Annotated in this window: 16 protein-coding genes; 3 read left to right on the top strand and 13 right to left on the bottom strand. The window is 60.0% G+C overall.

All coding sequences use genetic code 11. The features are described from left to right. Positions 1–849: 849 nt before the first annotated feature. The 4 genes from CORGL_RS10060 to CORGL_RS09555 are packed head-to-tail and all read right to left on the bottom strand — an operon-like array spanning position 850 to position 2,671. Positions 850–1,074: a DUF2326 domain-containing protein gene (locus tag CORGL_RS10060; RefSeq protein ID WP_245526932.1), complete on the bottom strand. Its 225-nt coding sequence runs from the start codon at positions 1,072–1,074 to the stop codon at positions 850–852. A 14-nt stretch (positions 1,075–1,088) separates the two neighbouring features. Continuing rightward, entirely contained in the window at positions 1,089–2,258 is a 1,170-nt protein-coding gene (locus tag CORGL_RS01700; protein WP_245526931.1) for a hypothetical protein, read from the bottom strand. Beyond that, entirely contained in the window at positions 2,185–2,445 is a 261-nt protein-coding gene (locus tag CORGL_RS10055) for a hypothetical protein (RefSeq protein ID WP_245526930.1), read from the bottom strand. The genes CORGL_RS01700 and CORGL_RS10055 overlap by 74 nt, the downstream gene beginning before the upstream one ends. After that, entirely contained in the window at positions 2,417–2,671 is a 255-nt protein-coding gene (locus CORGL_RS09555; RefSeq protein WP_013708195.1) for an ABC-three component system middle component 6, read from the bottom strand. The genes CORGL_RS10055 and CORGL_RS09555 overlap by 29 nt, the downstream gene beginning before the upstream one ends. Here CORGL_RS09555 and CORGL_RS09770 point away from each other — a divergent pair. After that, a complete protein-coding gene (locus CORGL_RS09770) occupies positions 2,670–2,873 on the top strand; it encodes a hypothetical protein (protein WP_041738506.1) in 204 nt (67 codons plus the stop codon). The two genes, CORGL_RS09555 and CORGL_RS09770, sit on opposite strands and share 2 nt — an antisense overlap. Positions 2,874–3,004: 131 nt before the next feature. Here the strand turns inward: CORGL_RS09770 and CORGL_RS01690 are convergent, their stop codons facing one another. The 6 genes from CORGL_RS01690 to CORGL_RS01665 form a co-directional block, all read right to left on the bottom strand. After that, a complete protein-coding gene (locus tag CORGL_RS01690; RefSeq protein WP_013708194.1) occupies positions 3,005–4,315 on the bottom strand; it encodes an MFS transporter in 1,311 nt (436 codons plus the stop codon). 250 nt (positions 4,316–4,565) lie between these two features. Next, a complete protein-coding gene (locus CORGL_RS01685; protein ID WP_013708193.1) occupies positions 4,566–5,543 on the bottom strand; it encodes a hydroxyacid dehydrogenase in 978 nt (325 codons plus the stop codon). 14 nt (positions 5,544–5,557) lie between these two features. Next, the gene (pdxA, locus tag CORGL_RS01680; protein WP_013708192.1) at positions 5,558–6,631 is read right to left on the bottom strand and encodes a 4-hydroxythreonine-4-phosphate dehydrogenase PdxA; all 1,074 of its coding nucleotides are present in this window, start codon (positions 6,629–6,631) and stop codon (positions 5,558–5,560) included. A 2-nt stretch (positions 6,632–6,633) separates the two neighbouring features. Beyond that, positions 6,634–7,527: a 4-hydroxy-tetrahydrodipicolinate synthase gene (gene dapA, locus CORGL_RS01675; RefSeq protein ID WP_013708191.1), complete on the bottom strand. Its 894-nt coding sequence runs from the start codon at positions 7,525–7,527 to the stop codon at positions 6,634–6,636. A gap of 55 nt (positions 7,528–7,582) precedes the next feature. Continuing rightward, positions 7,583–8,737, bottom strand: a complete 1,155-nt coding sequence (locus tag CORGL_RS01670; RefSeq protein ID WP_013708190.1) for an iron-containing alcohol dehydrogenase — start codon at positions 8,735–8,737, stop codon at positions 7,583–7,585. Between the two features lie 33 nt (positions 8,738–8,770). After that, positions 8,771–10,048, bottom strand: coding sequence for a four-carbon acid sugar kinase family protein (locus CORGL_RS01665; RefSeq protein ID WP_013708189.1), 1,278 nt, complete (start codon positions 10,046–10,048; stop codon positions 8,771–8,773). A 162-nt stretch (positions 10,049–10,210) separates the two neighbouring features. Here CORGL_RS01665 and CORGL_RS01660 point away from each other — a divergent pair, with 162 nt between their 5' ends. Continuing rightward, positions 10,211–11,995 carry a sigma-54-dependent transcriptional regulator gene (locus tag CORGL_RS01660; RefSeq protein WP_013708188.1) on the top strand — a complete coding sequence of 595 codons (1,785 nt, stop codon included), beginning with the start codon at positions 10,211–10,213 and terminating at the stop codon, positions 11,993–11,995. Positions 11,996–12,048: 53 nt separating this feature from the next. Here CORGL_RS01660 and CORGL_RS01655 read toward each other — a convergent pair whose 3' ends face one another. The 3 genes from CORGL_RS01655 to CORGL_RS01645 all read right to left on the bottom strand — a co-directional run bounded on the left by CORGL_RS01655 (position 12,049) and on the right by CORGL_RS01645 (position 15,544). Then, positions 12,049–13,062 (bottom strand): LacI family DNA-binding transcriptional regulator, encoded by a 1,014-nt coding sequence (locus CORGL_RS01655; protein WP_013708187.1) that lies wholly within the window; start codon positions 13,060–13,062, stop codon positions 12,049–12,051. 123 nt (positions 13,063–13,185) lie between these two features. Beyond that, positions 13,186–14,466, bottom strand: a complete 1,281-nt coding sequence (locus tag CORGL_RS01650; protein ID WP_013708186.1) for an oligosaccharide MFS transporter — start codon at positions 14,464–14,466, stop codon at positions 13,186–13,188. Positions 14,467–14,548: 82 nt separating this feature from the next. After that, the gene (locus CORGL_RS01645) at positions 14,549–15,544 is read right to left on the bottom strand and encodes a glycoside hydrolase family 43 protein (protein ID WP_013708185.1); all 996 of its coding nucleotides are present in this window, start codon (positions 15,542–15,544) and stop codon (positions 14,549–14,551) included. A gap of 245 nt (positions 15,545–15,789) precedes the next feature. Here CORGL_RS01645 and pyk point away from each other — a divergent pair, with 245 nt between their 5' ends. Then, on the top strand, positions 15,790–17,250 hold the full coding sequence (gene pyk / locus CORGL_RS01640; protein ID WP_013708184.1) for a pyruvate kinase: 1,461 nt from the start codon (positions 15,790–15,792) through the stop codon (positions 17,248–17,250). Positions 17,251–17,371: the final 121 nt, after the last annotated feature.

Raw genomic sequence — 17,371 nt, 5'->3', positions numbered from 1 at the left:
GCACAGGCCGACGAGAAGCAACGCGGTCAGAGCCGCGCAGAGAACGATGGAGGCCAGCCGATGCCGGCTGGCGGGACGTCCCGTCCCCCGGTGGGTGCGATCGAGGAGGTCTACGCGATCAGATCGCGGCCGCGGGATGGTCCGGGAGAAGCCCCCCCCCCCGTGTTTTTCTTCATTCGCGCGGCGGGGGCAGTGCGATCGCCTTGTTCGCGTTCATTCTTCAAGCGACATCTCATGGGCCGTCTCCCATCCCTGACGTGCATTCGCGTCTGCGAGGCGCACCGATCCGGTGGATGTCGCATACAAGCGGTCGTGCAATATGCTGTACAGAATACCATATATTGTTGATCTACACAAAAGTGCTGGCACCGCGTCGGCATGCTCGGGAAATAGGGAAAAGCGGCTCCTGCATGAGCGAGGTTGCTGCAAGTATGCTGCTTGATATCGAATGTCCGGCTTGATTTCTTCTTGTCCGAGCGAGTTGGCTATCTGCATGCCAGACAGCCCATCCGAGCATGTACCGATGCTGATATCGAGCCGCTGCACGCAGCCACGTCGGCAAAAGATGTGTATCTTCTCTTAGCTCGGCTTCTCGAGAGAAAATCACAAGAAGTACGTGCAGTCCATCGCTCTTATTCATCATGATACAGAGGAATCTATCTGCCTTGACCATTCACATGGCCGCTCTTCTTGCGGGGCATGGTCAGCTTCTGCTTGCTCGGCGCTCACACCCTCAAACAGTCTGTCGTCATCAGACAGTTGGATGATCTGAAGTCGCTGTTGGTCGGCGGCAGACGAATGCGAGGAATCAAGTTTTTCCTTGGGGACGGCGACGATATACTGGAAACTTCAGTTGTTCGCAACATCGATGATCGTCTTCAGGCCGGGGCCCTCGACGCTCTCGACCACACCGTGGACGGTAAATTGCGGCGTGCGGATGCCGTTCTCGCGCGCGAACTGCTGGCATGCAAGGTCAAACGCGACGATAAGAGATTTCTTGGTCCCCGTACTCGTTCCTAGAAGCTCGTTGATCGATACGGGAAACTCCTTGGTCTTTGGCGAATATACCAACATGGGCTTCTCGCCGTTTATCCGATCCGCAAGCGGAGGGAAAAGCTGTTGAAGAAGTCCATCCTTGCCTGAAAACCAGTTTCATCGTATGTACGGGCGGATCCGCCGGTCGAATACGATTCGATCGCTTCATCAATCCGTTTGCGCTCCTCGTCGTAGCTCTCCATCGTGGCGATAACTTCCATTCGTTCACCGATCTGCTGCTTCAGATCCATGAGCGCAGATAAAGGGTGCTCGTATTCATCGATCTTGTCATCCGCAACCAACGAGAGAAAGGTTTTATTCTTTGTGAGACCATCTCTCTGTGCGAGAACGGACACCCGCTCATCTTCGAGTTTCTTCTGAAGCGATTCGCAATATGAGATTGTGTTGTCGCACAGAGACCTATTGAAGCGAACCATGTCCTCAAACGTCTTCTTGACCTCTGGAATCATGGGACACACCTCATCAAAGAAGCGCCTGGAAAGGCTGATATCCGCCTGTCGCGCGTTTTCTTGGTGCGCTTGGTAAAGGGCTGCACTGGATTTCTCAATACGGTAATCAAGCTCACTTAGCGTATCGCTCAGCTTCATATATTCCGAGCACACCCTTGCAAGCGCCTTTCGATTGCGGCGGCATTCCCCAGCATCAATGATATCGTCCGCGCGTTGTTTGGTCTGCTCGTATTCACGCTCGAGACCAACGAGCACTTGCCGCTGCTCATCAATTTCATTGACATCAAGCACATCCCTGTGACGCTTGAGCGGCTCGATCGTTCTGCTTCTCTCACTATTTAGCGAGTCAAGCTTGCTGTCAAGCTCGAGATCCGATATAGCGAACAGATAGTTATAGACGCTCCGATAGACAACAACGCTGGTGCGCTCAACAGTGCGAAGAAACGCATCGCGGTCGCCCTCGACCGATACCCGCACAAATGAATTGATGAGCTGGCGAAACGTCAGAATATCGCTATCGTTACCAAGCAGAAATCTGTTAAGAGACTCTCGATACGCGACGGGCGGAGTCCGTTTTCCATTGATGTAATAGTTGCCTTGTGGAAAAAGATCGACTTTCAACTCAATTCTGCCAACTCTACACCGAGCTCTGGTATCAAGCCGATCGACAAGCGTCATCTCAGCTGCAACGAGCTTTTCTGTGATGATATCTCTCAGCTTGATAACCGTGTTGTTCGTTTCCGGGATTGGCATACACGTTCTTTCGGTTCTTTGCCCCCATGAGAACATCGATCAGCTTCAGAAACGTGGTCTTGCCGACCTTGTTTTGCTTTCGCGAGTCCTCTGCATCGACGATGATGTTTACTCCTTGATGAAAGGAGACTTCGCGCATCACGCACTCGCTGATCGTATTATGAATACGAAGCGTTTTGATGTACATGAAGCCCTCCTCTCTCATCGACAGAGACTCGATCGAGCAGATACAGGAAATCAAGCGCCATGCGAAAGAACTCATGGCTCACGCTTTTGCCAACCACATCATGCTCGATTTGCTCATGCAGCGGTAACGTATCGATACCTAGATTAGTTTTGAGAACACCATGAGCGGCAGCCGCCAGATAGAAGACGGTGCACCTCGGCTCATTATTGCGATCAAGAAGAAGCATGCTTCCCCTGATCCTTCAATATCTTGGCATCGGCATGGTAAAGCGTTTCGATACGGAAAGTATGGCAAGACATGCTGCGCTCTCTGAAAAAAGCATGCAAGAACCCGCTCCTGACGTTGAGAAGCGGGTGCTCGCATTTCATCGAAATTCAATCGTATATCGAAGAACCCCTGCCAACATCACGAATGTCGACGTGCAGTGAATACAACGATGACGATGATGCCATGAAGAGTCGGTTTCCCCTTTTACCTCCGAAGCACAGGTTCGTGCGACGCTCGGGAAGATCGATCGCACCAATCAGCTTTCCCGTGCAACGGTTGAAAGGATGCTTTGTTAGCTGAGCTTCATCGGCTTGAGCTCCGGCATGAAGAAGTAGCACAGCGCGCCCAGAATCGCCACACCGCCAGATATGAACAGCGGTACGGTGTAGGAGTTGCTGATTTGCAGAATGAAACCGATCAGGATCGGGCACACGATACCGGCCATATTCGAGGCGCTGTTCTGAATACCTGAGATCGTACCGATCATGCTGCTGTTTGGCGCCACGTCTGCCGGTAGCGTCCATACGACCGACCCGGCACCGGTGGAGGCAGCGTTGGCGATGCAGAGCATCGCAAGCGTGAACCAGATATTATGGTAGAGCGTCGCCAATCCGATAACGCAGCTCAGAAGCAGTCCGACGATCAGGACCACCTTGCGCGAGAACGATGTCGAGTGGCCGGTGCTGTAGAGATGATCGCACACGTATCCGCCGATCCACCCGCCGATCATGGCGCAGATGCCCGGCAGAACGCCGATGATGCCAAAGGTCAGCAGTTCGAGATGGTAGGTGCCGATCATGAACGTCGGAAACCAAGTGAAGAAGAAGTACGAGATGAAGTTGATCGAGAAGAACCCGAACATCATGCACCACATGGTCTTCTGCTTGAAAAGCTTGGCAACCGCGTACTTCGGCAGCTCCTGTTCGGATTCTGCGCCCTCCTGATCTGACTCGATCAGCTCCAGCTCCGCGTCGGTGATGTCTTTTGTCTCACGGGGAGTCCTGTAAAAGCGCAGCCAGACGATGCCCCAGATCGAAGCGATGGCACCAACGAGCATGAACGACAGGCGCCATCCCACCGCCGTGATGAGGATCGCCAGCAGCGGCGTGGCGATGGTGCCGCCGACCTTGGAGAAATTATTGAAGGTTCCGCTCGCCATGGACCGCTCGCGCTTCGGAAACCATTCTTTGATGGCCTTGGCACCTGCGGTGTACAGCGGCGATTCGGACAGCCCCAGCACGAAGCGCAGACCGAAGAAGGATACAAAACCGCGAGCGAACGATGTAAGCACGGTTGCAAGACCCCAGCCGACAGCTGCGAAACCCTCGGCAAGCCTTGGCCCGATTCGATCGGCAAGATATCCAGCGGGCAGCTGGAAGATAACATAGGACCAGAAGAACGCTGAGAGCACGACACCCTCCATCGCGCTGGACATGTGGATATCCTTAACGATCGAGGGCAGCGCGAGGCTCAGCGCCGATCGATCGAGATAGTTGAACGCTACGCCGGCAGAGAGAACTCCCAACATCACCCACCGACGGCCGTTTCTCTTTTTGACGGTGACACCGGGTGCCAGCATCGTCTCGTTGTTCGGATTAGCCATGATAATCGGACTCCTCTTAAATCTTGGTTACGGAACATCGGATAATCATGTGAATCAAGGTAAGTGCCAGGGCCCGGTGCCGGCGACACTGGATTCACCAAGCTATTTCCCAGTTGTTACGCATACCGAAGCATGCAATCGAAGACGGAGAGTGCTAGATCGATCGTTCACTCAATCGCAGGTGGACACAGATCCTGGCATCATGCCGCGGTCTCGACGCGGTTAGCCTTCGCACAGAGATGAATCCGCCTCATGCCCGCTGCCACCGTGCGTGCTGATAGACTTCAGGATTACAGACGGACTCCCACTTCTCGCCGCGCAAAACCGCCAGGGTCCCCTCGACCGCCGCCAGAACGGTCCTCTCGGTCGTTTCCCTCGTCTGCGCCGCCATATGCGGGGTTATGATCACGTTGTCCATCTTGAACAGCGGGTTGTCAGCCCGCATCGGCTCATCTTTCAGAACGTCCAGACCGGCGCCGGCGATCACATGGCTTTCCAGCGCATCGATGAGGGCATCTTCGTCCACTACATCGCCGCGAGCGCAGTTGATGAAAAAAGCGCTGCTTTTGAAGGCTGCGAGCTGTTCTGTTCCGATCATGCCGCGCGTCTGCGGCGTCGAGGGCATGTGAAGTGATACGAAATCTCCTTGGCCGATGGCTCTCATCAAGTCCGACTCGTAGTCATAGGAGAGGCCCTCGATATCCTCGCGCTTCACGTACGGGTCGTACACGCAGATCTTCATCTCCAGCGCGCAGCAGAGTCTGGCAACCTCGCGACCGATCTTGCCGAAGCCCAGCAGGGTGAGCGTCTTCCCGGCAAACTCGAACGCCGCGTACTTGTTGCGAATCGCAAAGTTGCCTTTTCTCGTTTCCTCGGCGCTCTCAAGCAGATTCTTGCTGAGTGCGAGCATCAGCGTCAACGTGTGCTCCGCCACGGCGTGGAAGTTGACCGCCGGGCAGACGACAACCGGGATCCCGTGTTCCGTCGCGGCCTGCACGTCGACGTTATCCACGCCAACGCCGGGACGCGTGATGACTCTCAGCTTCGGGCACGCCTCGATCGCCTTGCGATCGATCTTGCCGATGCGCAGGATGAAGCCATCAACCTGCTTGAGCTGTTCCAAGATCTCATCGCTGTCCCCGTTGTCGGGAATCACCACCTCGACATTGCCCTTCAGCGCATCCATGCCCGGCTTGTAGAGGGCATGCGATAGCACGATCGTGTCCATAACTCTCTCCTTCTCTATGACGTTTGTGCATGTCCTTCCTTCTCGCCGCTCGCCATCCGCGCAGCAAAGTCCAGCGCATTGAGCAAGCTGAGCTCGTTCGATCTCCCCTTGCCAGCCTGATCGAATCCCGTGCCGTGATCGACCGAGGTGCGGATGATGGGCAGGCCGAGGGTGACGTTCACGCCTTCGACCGCCTTCCACGCCCGAGCGGCACGGTCGTAGACGAATCCGACGGTTTTAAGCGCAATATGACCCTGGTCGTGGTACATGGCGATCACGATGTCATACCAGCCACCGAGTGCCTTGCAAAACAGGCTGTCGGGCGGCAGGGGCCCCTCGACATCGATACCATCTGCGGCGGCGAGCTCGATAGCAGGTGCGATCTCGTCGATCTCCTCGCGTCCGAACAGACCGCCCTCCCCCGCGTGTGGGTTGAGTCCGGCGACAGCGATACGCGGATGCTCGATTCCCAGCCGATGACAGGCATCGTTGGCCAGCTTGATGACCTCGAGCACACGCGGTGTCTTCACGCGACGACATGCCTCGGCCAGCGAGCAATGCGTGGAAACATGGACGACGCGCAGGTCATGAAAGGCAAGCATCATCGCGTATGACGAGGTGCCGGTATAGCTGGCGTAGATCTCGGTGTGGCCGGCGAAATGCTTGCCCTCAGGTTTCAGAGCGAGGTTCATGGCCTCTTTGTTCAAGGCGTTCGTGCAGGTCGCGTCGACGTCACCTCTCATCGCGAGCTCAATCGCGCACACGACGCTTTTGAACGCCGCCATCCCGCACATCGCCGAGACCCTCCCGTATTCGAACACATCGGCGTCGATCAGATCAAGATGGACGACGTCGATCACACCCGGCTCGAAGCGAGCCTGATCGGGCCGCTCCACGCGTCTCACCCGCATCTCGGGATGACCCGCGATGCCGCAAGCCATCTCGATCATGCTCGCATCTCCCACCACCACAGGACGCATGCGCCGATACACATCTTGGTGAGCCAAGGCCTTCACCGTGAGCTCAGGACCGTTGCCCGCAGGATCGCCCATGGTGATGGCGACGATGGGCGCCCGCGTGTTCGCCATGCTCAGCGCACCCCCCGCGCGCGATCGGCGTCGAGCGTCTCGCGCAGCGCCCGGATGCCATCCTCGGGCAGGTAGTTGAAGGGCGCGCGGCACTTGCCCACGGGATAGCCGAGCAGACCGACGGCGACCTTCACGACGGTGTTGGGATTTCCGTATGCGAAGCATTTGCGCAGCGGGACCACGTTTTGCTGACAGACGTCAGCTCCCTTCTCATCGCCGGCAGCCCACCGCTCGTAGATGCCGACCATGTTTTCGGGGTACACGTTCGCGCACCCGGCGATCGACCCGGTGGCTCCGGCGCGCAGCGCCCGCAGGATGAGCGCATCGTTGCCGCAGAGCACTGAGAAGTCCTTGTCCTGCGTCAGATCGATGTATGCCTTCAGGTTGTCCCAGTCGCCGGAGGAATCCTTCGCGCCGACGATGTTGTCGATGTCGGCGAGCTCGGCCACGGTTGCCGGCTCCAGCCGGTTGCCCGTGCGAGCGGGGATGTTGTACAGCACGATCGGCAGATCAACCGCAGCGGCGACGGCCGTATAGTGGCGGATGAGCTCGATCTGGCTCGCGGCGGCGAACGACGGCGTGATGATGGACAGCACATCGGCCCCCGCGGCCTCCGCCATCTTGGACTGCTCGATGGTCTCACGCGTCGAGATGCATCCCGTGCCCGCGTAGACCGGCACGCGACCGGCGACTTGATCGATCACGTTCTCGAGAATGAGCTTCTTCTCCGCTCCCGACAAGATGTAGCCTTCGCCGTTCGTACCGAAGCAGAAGATCGCGTGAATCCCCGCGTTCACCTGACGCTCCGCCTGGTGGCGCAGCTCCTCGACGTTGACGGATTCATCCTCATGAAACGGGGTGACCAGAGGGACGATGATTCCTTTGAGTTCGGGCATGGCCTTCCTCCCTTCCGCGCCGAAGCGCGATCGTTCGCGCCCTTTGCAAGCGCGCTTAGATGATCTGCTGGTAGATGGCTCGCGCGTCTTCCGCCGTAAGCGGGCGAGCGTTGTTATGGAGCAGGCGGGTCACACCCATGCCCGACGCCACGAGTCCGTCGAGATCGACCTCGTCCACGCCGAGCTCCGCCAGGTTGGCGGGCATGTCCAGATGGCGCACGATAGCGTCCATGCGATCGAGCAGGGCTGCGCTCTTCTCTCGCTCGGTTGTCGCCTCGCCGCCGATGCAGCGATCGTAGGCGACGGCGAGGCGCGCGCGCACGACCGGCTCGTTGAAGCGCATGACGGGCATGAGCAGAATGGCGTTCGAGACACCGTGCGCGACGTGATAGCGCCCCCCGAGCGGATAGCTCAGAGCATGAACCGCCGTCGTCCCGGATGCGGTGATCGCGAAGCCGGCGTAGAAGCTTGCGAGCTGCATGGCGCGCTTCGCCTCGAGCGCAGAGACGTCGTCGCACGCAGCCTCGATGTTTGAAAGAATCAGATCGAGCGCCTCGAGCGCGAAGATGTCGCTGAACGGGTTTGCCTTGGTGCTCGTGTAGCACTCGATCGCATGGCACAGCGCATCGAGCCCGGTCGCCGCGGCGATCGGACGGGGAAGTCCCCGGATGAACTCGACGTCGAGGATGACGGCGTCAGCCATCATCGCGTCGCTCACGATGCCGATCTTGAGCTCGCGCTCGGGCACGGCGACGATCGCATTCGGCGTCACCTCGGCTCCGGTGCCGGCTGTGGTGGGGATCATCACCGTGGGCGTCTGCTTTCGCGCAAGCGAGGGGTCCTCGAGCAGATCGGTGATCGAGTACTCGTCGGTGGCGAGAACGCTCGCGAGCTTCGCGGCATCCATCGCGGAGCCCCCTCCGATGGCCACAATGATCTCGGCGCCGGTCGCGCGAAACCAGGCGACGCTGCGCTCGACATCGTGATAGGTCGGCTCGGGCACCAGATCGCGCGTGACATCCACCCGAGCGCCGGTGCGTCTGATGACCTCGAGGACGGGCTCGGCCAGACCGAGGTTCCAGATGGCGGCATCGCAGAACAGGGCAACGTGCTCAGCCGAGCGCATCTCGAGAATGCCTGTGAGTCCGCCTAGGGCATCCTTGCCCGCGATAACAGAACCTGGAAGTTTGAGGGCATACGATTCGAGCATGGTGCAACTCCTTTTTCGATGATGAGATCCCGGTCATTTCATACAAGACTCGTAAGAGCCCTTTGAGAGGATATCGGCGACGTATAGGAACAGATCCCGTTGGCCGAAGCCCCCGGACTTCGAGATGACACGTATGCTGCGTCCGGGCAGGTCGAGGCGGGAGACGACGACGCCGGCACTGAGCTCGGCTATGGGTTGCATGCAATCGATGTGAAGCGCATGCAACATCGCGAGCAGAATGTCGCCACCCATGACGAGGACGTTCTCCGCTTCTGTGAGCTCGAGGAGCCTCGCGAGCACGTGACCGAGGTTATCTGAGACGAGCTCGCGAAGATGAGCGATGGCGTCAGCCTCATCGGCGGCATCTGCGTCCGCATCGGCTATGCCCGCGCAGACATGCGCGCTCGCGTCGACGACTGCGAGAGGCGCGCTGGCGAGCATCTCGGAGACATCGCGGGCGAAGGCTGCGAACTCGGCTGTCCGGGTCCATCTCGCATCCAGTATCTGGGCGGCCGTGAGCGCTTTGACCGGGGCGGCAGCCTCTCGCGCGCAGGCGCATTGGTCGACCGAGACCGCGTTGACGCTGCCGCAGAAAGCAAGCGTCGACTTATCGGTGCTTCTCGGAAGCGTCGACGCGCTCGGGATATCGAGTGCGCGGGCAAGCGCGGCGACAAGCGCCGCGCACCCGGCGAGCATGAGCGCGCCGCGCGCGTGGAGCATTCCGGTGACCCGTGTGTACAGGCCATCATCCGAAGTCGCGTCGTAGACGATGATGCCCTCGACATGCTCGGGCGGCGCCTGCGTCTCCTGCACGAGCGTGACGGGCGTCTTCGTGCCCTCGGCGACGATCTCCGCAACGCGGGAAACGCGGACCGGCTCGAACGGATCATCAGCGAATACGCTCTCGTGCACGGGGGCCCCGTCAACATATTGGATCCCCTCCCGCGTCACGCGATGCATGCCCGGAAACGCCGGCATGAAATGGATCGCCTGCTCGCCCGATGCGCTCAGCGCACCCGCCAGCTCGGCTCCGACGTTGCCGCGCAACGCTGAATCCGTCTTCTTGACGATGATGCCCACGCCGGCGGAAAGTGCATCTCGAACCAGACGACCGACCCGCTCGCGGGCCTCATCGGCACCAAGATGCCGTGTGTCGGCGTTGATCGACAGCACTCGTGCTGAAGCGTTGGCACAGACGGCACCGGAGTCGTCCTCATACTCGGTGAGAATCTCCACGCCCGCCCCGATGAGAGGAGCGGAGGCATCGATGGCTCCGGTCAGATCGTCTGCGATGATGAGGATATCGACCACGCTTTGGAACTCCTCTGAGAGGTGGATGGTTCGCGTTCCATGGTATGGACTCCGCTTGCGAACGAATAGCGACGCAAGTCATCAATTTGTTTATAATATGAACGATGCTAGTATTTCTATGTTCAGAATATGAACAGACACGAGGAGGCAACAGGGGGATCAATGAACATACTTGCCGTCGCTCCCTACCGGGAACTTCTCCCCACCATGGAGGAGGTCGCACAGCAGTTTCCCGATGCATGCGTGACCTTCACGCATGGCAACCTCGACGAGGCGTTCGCCTCCGCCCTCGATTTTCTGCATATGGACTTCGATGCCGTGATCTCGCGCGGCGGCACCGCTCAGGTCCTTGAAGACGAGTTCTCTCTGCCGATCATCTCGATCGAGCTCAGCGCTGTCGACATCTTGATGACCCTGCGCGATCTCGAGACGAGAGGCGCCCGCATCGCTGCGGTCGGCTTCGAGAGCACACTGAAGAACATCCCCGTCGCGGCTGAGATCCTGGGCATGGCGATCGACACGTTCCCCATCGCCTTCGAAGACGAGATCGAGCTCGCACTCGACGACATCGCCGAAGGCGACTATACGCTCATCGTGGGTGATCTGGTTTCCCGCGAGACGGCGGCTCGACGAGATATGCGCGTTCACCTGCTGAGATCCGGGCAGGACAGCGTACGGGGCGCATTCGAGCGCGCGATGCTCATCTCTTCGAGCACGCGCAGATCCCTGCAGACCGCGCACCTGCTCCGCGACATCATCAGAAACCAGGGTATCCGAGTCGCCATCTACAACACGAGCGGCGAGCTGGCCTACACGAGCCTCTCGGAAAAAGAGATGCCGCTGTTGGAGGATCTGGCGCGTTACGCCCAGCAGGACGCTCCTCCGAAACGCTTCATATTCCGGCACGATAAGACGATCTTCACCGTCCGCGCGCTCGTCCAGAACACGGCGAGCGAAAGAACCGTCGCGTTCACGATCACCTCGCAAAGCGTACCGGGCAAGGACCGATTCTGCGGAATCGAGTACCGCAGCCCGGACGATGTGGACAGGATGTATCATGACAGCACCTATTCGCTGCTCGGTGCCGGCATGGAGCTGGAACCGATTCTGAGACAGGCAGGCGCGGACTTGCGACCGGTTCTTCTGGAGGGTGAGGCGGGTAGCGGCAAGATGCAGATCGCGCGGCTGCTCTACCTGCTGAGCGCGTATGCCGGCGAACCCTTCATCGAGGTGGAGTGCGACCTGCTCGACGACAAGAGCTGGGAGTTCCTCCTCAGAAGCTATCGGTCGGCGCTCTACGAGTCCGGTGCGTGCATTCATTTCCACGGGCTGCACGCGCTTGCGCCCGCACGCGCCCGCGAGCTGCTCGGCACCATCCAGCGCTCGCTGGTTGCCGATCGCAGCAAGCTCATCTTCTCCGCGAGCTTCGACGCGAAAGCCTGCACCTCGGAGATGGCCAGACGCTTTTCAGAGCAGCTCAACTGCTTCGGGGTCGCGGTGCCGCCTCTGCGCCGCGCGCACATTCCCGCCGATGCGGCGGAGCGCTATCTCGCCTCGCTGGCGCACAGGGACGGAAGGCCCGCGCCGACGCTCGATCTCGACGCGGCGACCATCGTGGACGCCTACCATTGGCCGCGCAACCTCTTCCAGTTCAAACAGGTGCTCAACTGGGCTTACGCGGCTGCCGATGAGGGAATCATCACCGCCGCCGCCGTGCGCGAGGCGCTCAACCGCGATGCGACGGCGCGCTTCGCGACCTCGACGAGCACGGAGACCGGCTCGATGCTCGATCTGCTGAAACCGCTGTCCGAAACGACCGCTGAGATCGCCCGGCTGGTCGTCGAGAGCTACGGCGGCAACCGAACGGCGGCGGCGTCAACGCTCGGCATCAGCCGCACCACCCTGTGGACCATGCTCAAGCGCAGCGCAGCCGAAGCGAAGCGCTGAGCCCGCTGCGCGCCCCCGGTCGGCCGGCGGCGGCCGCGCTCGGCGAGGTCTGCCTACCGGGTGGAGCCGCGTACCACGAGTTCGAGCGGAAGCGTCGTTCCCACCGGCGCTCCGCCGCGAATCAGATCGATGAGCTGGTCAACCATGCGTCTGCCGATCTCTTGGAACGGCTGGCGCATGGTCGTGAGCGGAGGCTCTGAGATCTGCGCCAGCTGCTGGTCATCGAAGCCGACGACCTGAACGTCACTCGGAACATCGCGCCCGAGATCTCGCAGCGCCTGGATCGCCCCGATAGCCATGGCGTCCGAGGCCGCGAAGAGCCCGTCGATCGACGGATCGCGATCCAGCAGGCGGGCGGCGCAGACGCGACCGCTCGGCTTCGAGTAGTCGCCGCGCTCCACGAGCAGCGGTCCTTGGCGCAGTTCCGCCAGCGCATCGGTGTATCCGCGCACGCGGTCGAGCGAACCGGACGGGCCCTTCGGGCCGGCGATCATGGCGATGCGCCGTGCTCCGCGCGCGGCGAGGTAGCGAGTCGCCTCGGCGGCGCCCTGATAGTCATCCACGTGCACGTAGCTCGTCGCACGCGCCTCGGTCGCAGGGTACTCGGCGACCACGACGGGCATATCCTGCGCGTGCAGGGCTCGTATGAGCCCTTTTCGCGCACCGTAGTGCCAGGCCACGAGCAGCACGCCGTCGACGTGTCCCGCGCGCAGAAATCTCATGTTGCGCTGGCTCTCGGCGGCGCTGTCGGTGGTCATCATGATCAGCGACATGCCCTTGCGCCCCAGCTCATCGGCGATCGATCTCAGCAGCGTCGAGAAGTTGGCGTCCGCGAACAGGAGCTCTTGGGGCTCACCGAGCAGAAACGCAATGCAGTTCGAGCGTCCGGTCGCGAGCGATCGTGCGCTCTCGTTGGCGACATAGCCGGTCTCGTCGATGATCCGGCCGATCCGGGCGGCGGCCTCGCCGCTCACCCAGTGCCCTCCGTTCAGATATCTCGACACGGTCGCCCGCGACACACCCGAGCGTTCGGCGATATCTCTGATCGTTATCTTCTTTTCGCGCATGCTCCTATGCTCCTCGGGTGCCCGTCGGCTTCTCCGCGCCGCGATTATCATGAAGAACCGGCTCGCATACGTCATGCGAGCCGGATGATTCCATGGTACACCGTGAGCCGGGCTACATCGCACCTACGCGAGCGACGCCCCTTTTTTCGCGTCTTTCCCCTCCGCTGAACTCAGGACGTCGGAGCGCATCAGGGAGGCCCCGAGCACGACCAGCACGATGATGATGACCGCGAGCACGAGATATGCATGTTTGAACCCGATGCCGTTGATCATCGCACCCATGGTGATCGAGAAGATGAACACACCGACCTGCTTGGCCGTTCCGAATCCGTACATGTACACCGTCGCGGAGACCTTCTTGTCGAACACCCGCGTGATGTACTTCATGACCGAGACGAGCATGAAGGGCATCTCAAGCGAGGCGAGCAGCCTCCAGAAGATGAGCACCGGAACGCTCGGGATGAACGCGCAGCCGAGCACGCGCACGAACAGAATGAGCCCATAGAGAATCAGACCCGTCTTGGCGCCGATCCGATTGATGAGCGCCGGCATGATGACCATGAACAGCGCTTCGAGGAGTATCTGGATCGATACGACGTTGGCGAACAGGGCCTCGCCCTGGGTGAGCGAGCCCATGCCGTTCTGCACGAACATAGCTGAGAAGTAGTTGGCGAACTGCTGGTCGAAGATGTCGTACATGGTGGCCGAGCCGATGATGAGCAGAACGAATCCCCAGAAGCTGCGGTTTCTCCACGTGTTCTTGGCGAAGTCCTCCCGGGTCACCTCGACGCGCTGCTCGTCGTGCAGTCCCTCGGCGCGCTCCATCGCATCTTGCGGCACGCGCACCAAGCTGATGAGCACGATGAGCACCGCTCCGCAAAACGTCATGCCCCAGAACACCGAGGAGGGATTCGCCGCGTACATGAAGCCGCCCACAAACGATGCGGTGGCTCCGGCCAGCGAACCGAAGAGGCGCGCGTGACCGTACTCGAAATCGTGCGCTCGTGAGGAGCGCTCGTTATAGGCCTCGATGATGCCGACGCCGCCGTTCAGGCACAGACTCAGATACCCGCCGGCGACCGCGGCCCCCGCGATCTGGTTGACTCGTATCAAAGGAAGAAAGACCCAGTTGAACAGTGGTCCGAGACACAGTATGCATATGACCACGAGATAGAACAGGTGCTTTTTCAAGGCGAGCTTGTCCTGCAACGGTCCGAAGATCGGTTGAAGGATGAGTGCTCCGAGCGCGGCGATGGTGTTGAGGATGCCGATGTTCATGGCATTCATTCCAGCGGTGTCCTGCAACCACATGGGCAGAAACGTCGCGGATAGCTGCCAGGTCGCGAAGTAGAAGAAGTACAGGAGGCCGAAATTCCAAAAGACCGGTCTTCGAAGTGAGTTCATGATATCGCCTCAGCATTCTTGAGATCAAATAGTCCAGTTCTCGTTTCGCGGAACGCGTCTTGCAATCCCGCCCCATGCACGATCATGCGTGAGATCCGTCCGGAGGCAGCACGGCGATGTCGACCGGGGTCCACCGCGTCATGGGCGCGGGCTCTCCCAGCACCGGGGTGGTCTCGTTCCATGAGATCGTCTTGGCGCAGGCCTGCCGGTTCGGCTCGTAGAGCGGATCGCCCTTGATCTCGGTGTAGGTGCGCACGTGGTAGACCATGATGTCGGTCTTCTCGTCCTCGTCTACAGTGAATGAATTGTGCCCCGGCCCGAACAGATGAGCCGCCTCATTGGTCGTGAAGACCGGGGTGCTCGATTTGACCCATGAGGCGGCGTCGAGCAGATCCGCTCCGGCGTCGGCGGTGAGCATTCCGACGGCGTACTCGGGGCCGGTGCCGGAGGCGGAGTAGGTGATGTGGATGCGGCCCGCATGCTCGATGACCGCCGGGCCCTCGCACACCTTGAACCGGATGCACTCCCAGTCGTACTCGGGCTTGGCGATCATCACCGGTGCCGTCGCGAGCGTCCAGGGATTCGCCATGCGTGCGATGTAGAGGTTCGAGTGGCCCTCGATGGCGAGGTCCTGCTGGCCCCAGACGAGATATTGAGCGCCGTCATGCTCGAAGCTCGTCGCATCCAGGGAGAACGTGTCCATCCCGGTATCGACCCGACCGCGCTCGATCCAAGAACCGCCGGTCGGATCGGCGGAATCGTTCTCCAGGCAGAACACCCGATGGTTGAAGGTGTCGTCGCTCTGCCCGTCGTCGGGGGCGGCGCCGAAGTAGATGTACCATCGGCCGCCGACGCGATGCAGCTCCGGGGCCCAGATGAGGTGACTCATGGGACCGGTCTCATGTTTTGTCCAGATCGTGTGCTCCTCTGCCGTCTGCAGATCTGACAGATGCGCCGCCTTGCGTAAAATGATGCGATCGTATGCAGGGTGCGATCCGGTGAAATAATACATTCCCTCATGTCGTATCACATAAGGATCCGCTCGTTGGAGCACAATTGGGTTGGGGATGCGCGCCATGATGCCTTCCTCTCTATCCTGATGCCGATGCTATCGCGACTCTGTCACAGTTGATGTCTATCGCAGACACCTATACTGTAACCGGTCTCAGTATGGAGTATATGACGTTCGCGTCATCATACGCAGACCGCACGGTCTGTTGAATCGGCATACGGTCGATATTGACCGACATACGGCAGGATTGTTCGCCTATAATATGTCCCATGTATGATTGGATGCGAAGAGTAATAAAAATGGAGGTTTGCATGTACAAACGGACAAAAATCGTATGCACGATGGGTCCCGCCTGCGACGACGACGATATCCTTCGCGACATGATCAAGGCGGGCATGAACGTCGCCCGCTTCAACTTCTCTCACGGCTCCTACGAAGAGCACCACGAGCGCATCGAACGCGTTCGCCGGCTCTCGCGCGAACTCAACCAGCCGATCGGCATCCTGCTCGACACAAAGGGGCCAGAGATTCGCACCGGGCTGCTCAAGGATCATCAGAAGATCTCCGTCAAGACCGGCGACAAGATCATCGTGACCGCCGCTCCCACCACCGAGCAGAACCTCGGTGACGCTTCTCACATCTCGCTCGACCACATGAATCTGCCCAATGAGGTCAAACCGGGATCGATGATCCTGATCGATGACGGCATCGTCGGCCTCGAGGTCGAGAGCATCGACGGCCAGGACATCCACTGCGTGGTCAAGAACAACGGTGAGATCGGCGAGCGCAAGGGCGTCAACGTCCCCAATGTCGAGATCAACCTCCCCGCGATCACCGAGCGCGATCATGAGGACATCCTGTTCGGTCTGAACGAGGGCATCGACTACATCGCGGCCTCGTTCATCCGCGATGGCAAGGCCGTGCGCGAGATCCGCGAGCTGTGCGATGCCAACGGCGGCGAGCATGTCGGCATCTTCCCGAAGATCGAGAGCGCCCTGGGCGTGGAGAACTTCGATGAGATCCTGAAGGAGTCCAACGGCATCATGGTCGCCCGCGGGGATCTGGGCATCGAGATCGAACCACAGCTCGTGCCGCATATCCAAAAGGAGATCATTGCGAAGTGCAATGCGGTCTACAAGCCGGTTATCACCGCCACGCAGATGCTCGACTCGATGATCCGCAATCCCCGACCCACCCGCGCCGAGGTGGCCGACGTCGCCAACGCGATCTATGACGGCACAGATGCCGTCATGCTCTCCGGTGAGTCGGCTGCGGGCAAATACCCCGTCGAGGCCGTGCGGATGCAGGCGAGTATCGCGATTGAGACCGAAAAGTTCCTGTCCGCACATGCCGAGCTCAAGGTGCCCGAGCACAGTCACGGCACGCGCGTGATCAACAACGTCGTCGGTCTGTCGGCCGTCAACATGGCGACCACCGTCGGTGCCAGGTGCATCACACTGCCCACGACCACCGGCCGCACGGCGCGCCTCATCTCGCACTTCCGCCCGAACATCCCCATCGTCGCCTTCTCGCGCCACGACTGGGCCGTTCAGCAGATGATCATGTACTGGGGCGTCGATCCCTATCTCGCGTCGATCACGCAGATGAATGCCAGCGAGACCATCACCGCTGCGGTCGAGGCGGCCAAGGAGCGCGGCTATCTGCGCAAGGACGATGTCACCGTCGTCACCGCCGGCGATCCCAAGACCTCGGTCACCTTGGAGGATCGCATCACCTCCACCAACGTGGTCTTCGTGGCACAGGTTCGTTAGAACTCGCAAACGCGCGAAGGCGCTGCTGCAGCATTATTACAGGCACCGAGCGATAGGCTCGGTGCCTTTTTCTTAAAACCGACTGTCCATCCAAGACTATTCACAGCGACAGATCAGCGAT

This window comes from Coriobacterium glomerans PW2, from assembly GCF_000195315.1.
Lineage (GTDB): Bacteria > Actinomycetota > Coriobacteriia > Coriobacteriales > Coriobacteriaceae > Coriobacterium > Coriobacterium glomerans.
Note: the sequence above shows the minus strand (reverse complement) of the source record. Positions and strands in the feature narration are given on the sequence as shown.

Bases quoted from the DNA above. Each gene is read 5' to 3' on its own strand.
- CORGL_RS01685 (WP_013708193.1), bottom strand. From the start codon at position 5,543: ATGGACACGATCGTGCTATCGCATGCCCTCTACAAGCCGGGCATGGAT.
- CORGL_RS01690 (WP_013708194.1), bottom strand. From the start codon at position 4,315: ATGGCTAATCCGAACAACGAGACGATGCTGGCACCCGGTGTCACCGTC.
- pdxA (WP_013708192.1), bottom strand. From the start codon at position 6,631: ATGGCGAACACGCGGGCGCCCATCGTCGCCATCACCATGGGCGATCCT.
- CORGL_RS01655 (WP_013708187.1), bottom strand. From the start codon at position 13,062: ATGCGCGAAAAGAAGATAACGATCAGAGATATCGCCGAACGCTCGGGT.
- dapA (WP_013708191.1), bottom strand. From the start codon at position 7,527: ATGCCCGAACTCAAAGGAATCATCGTCCCTCTGGTCACCCCGTTTCAT.
- CORGL_RS09770 (WP_041738506.1), top strand. From the start codon at position 2,670: ATGCTTCCCCTGATCCTTCAATATCTTGGCATCGGCATGGTAAAGCGT.
- CORGL_RS10060 (WP_245526932.1), bottom strand. From the start codon at position 1,074: ATGTTGGTATATTCGCCAAAGACCAAGGAGTTTCCCGTATCGATCAAC.
- CORGL_RS01670 (WP_013708190.1), bottom strand. From the start codon at position 8,737: ATGCTCGAATCGTATGCCCTCAAACTTCCAGGTTCTGTTATCGCGGGC.
- CORGL_RS01660 (WP_013708188.1), top strand. From the start codon at position 10,211: ATGAACATACTTGCCGTCGCTCCCTACCGGGAACTTCTCCCCACCATG.
- CORGL_RS01650 (WP_013708186.1), bottom strand. From the start codon at position 14,466: ATGAACTCACTTCGAAGACCGGTCTTTTGGAATTTCGGCCTCCTGTAC.
- CORGL_RS01645 (WP_013708185.1), bottom strand. From the start codon at position 15,544: ATGGCGCGCATCCCCAACCCAATTGTGCTCCAACGAGCGGATCCTTAT.
- pyk (WP_013708184.1), top strand. From the start codon at position 15,790: ATGTACAAACGGACAAAAATCGTATGCACGATGGGTCCCGCCTGCGAC.
- CORGL_RS10055 (WP_245526930.1), bottom strand. From the start codon at position 2,445: ATGTACATCAAAACGCTTCGTATTCATAATACGATCAGCGAGTGCGTG.
- CORGL_RS01700 (WP_245526931.1), bottom strand. From the start codon at position 2,258: ATGCCAATCCCGGAAACGAACAACACGGTTATCAAGCTGAGAGATATC.
- CORGL_RS09555 (WP_013708195.1), bottom strand. From the start codon at position 2,671: ATGCTTCTTCTTGATCGCAATAATGAGCCGAGGTGCACCGTCTTCTAT.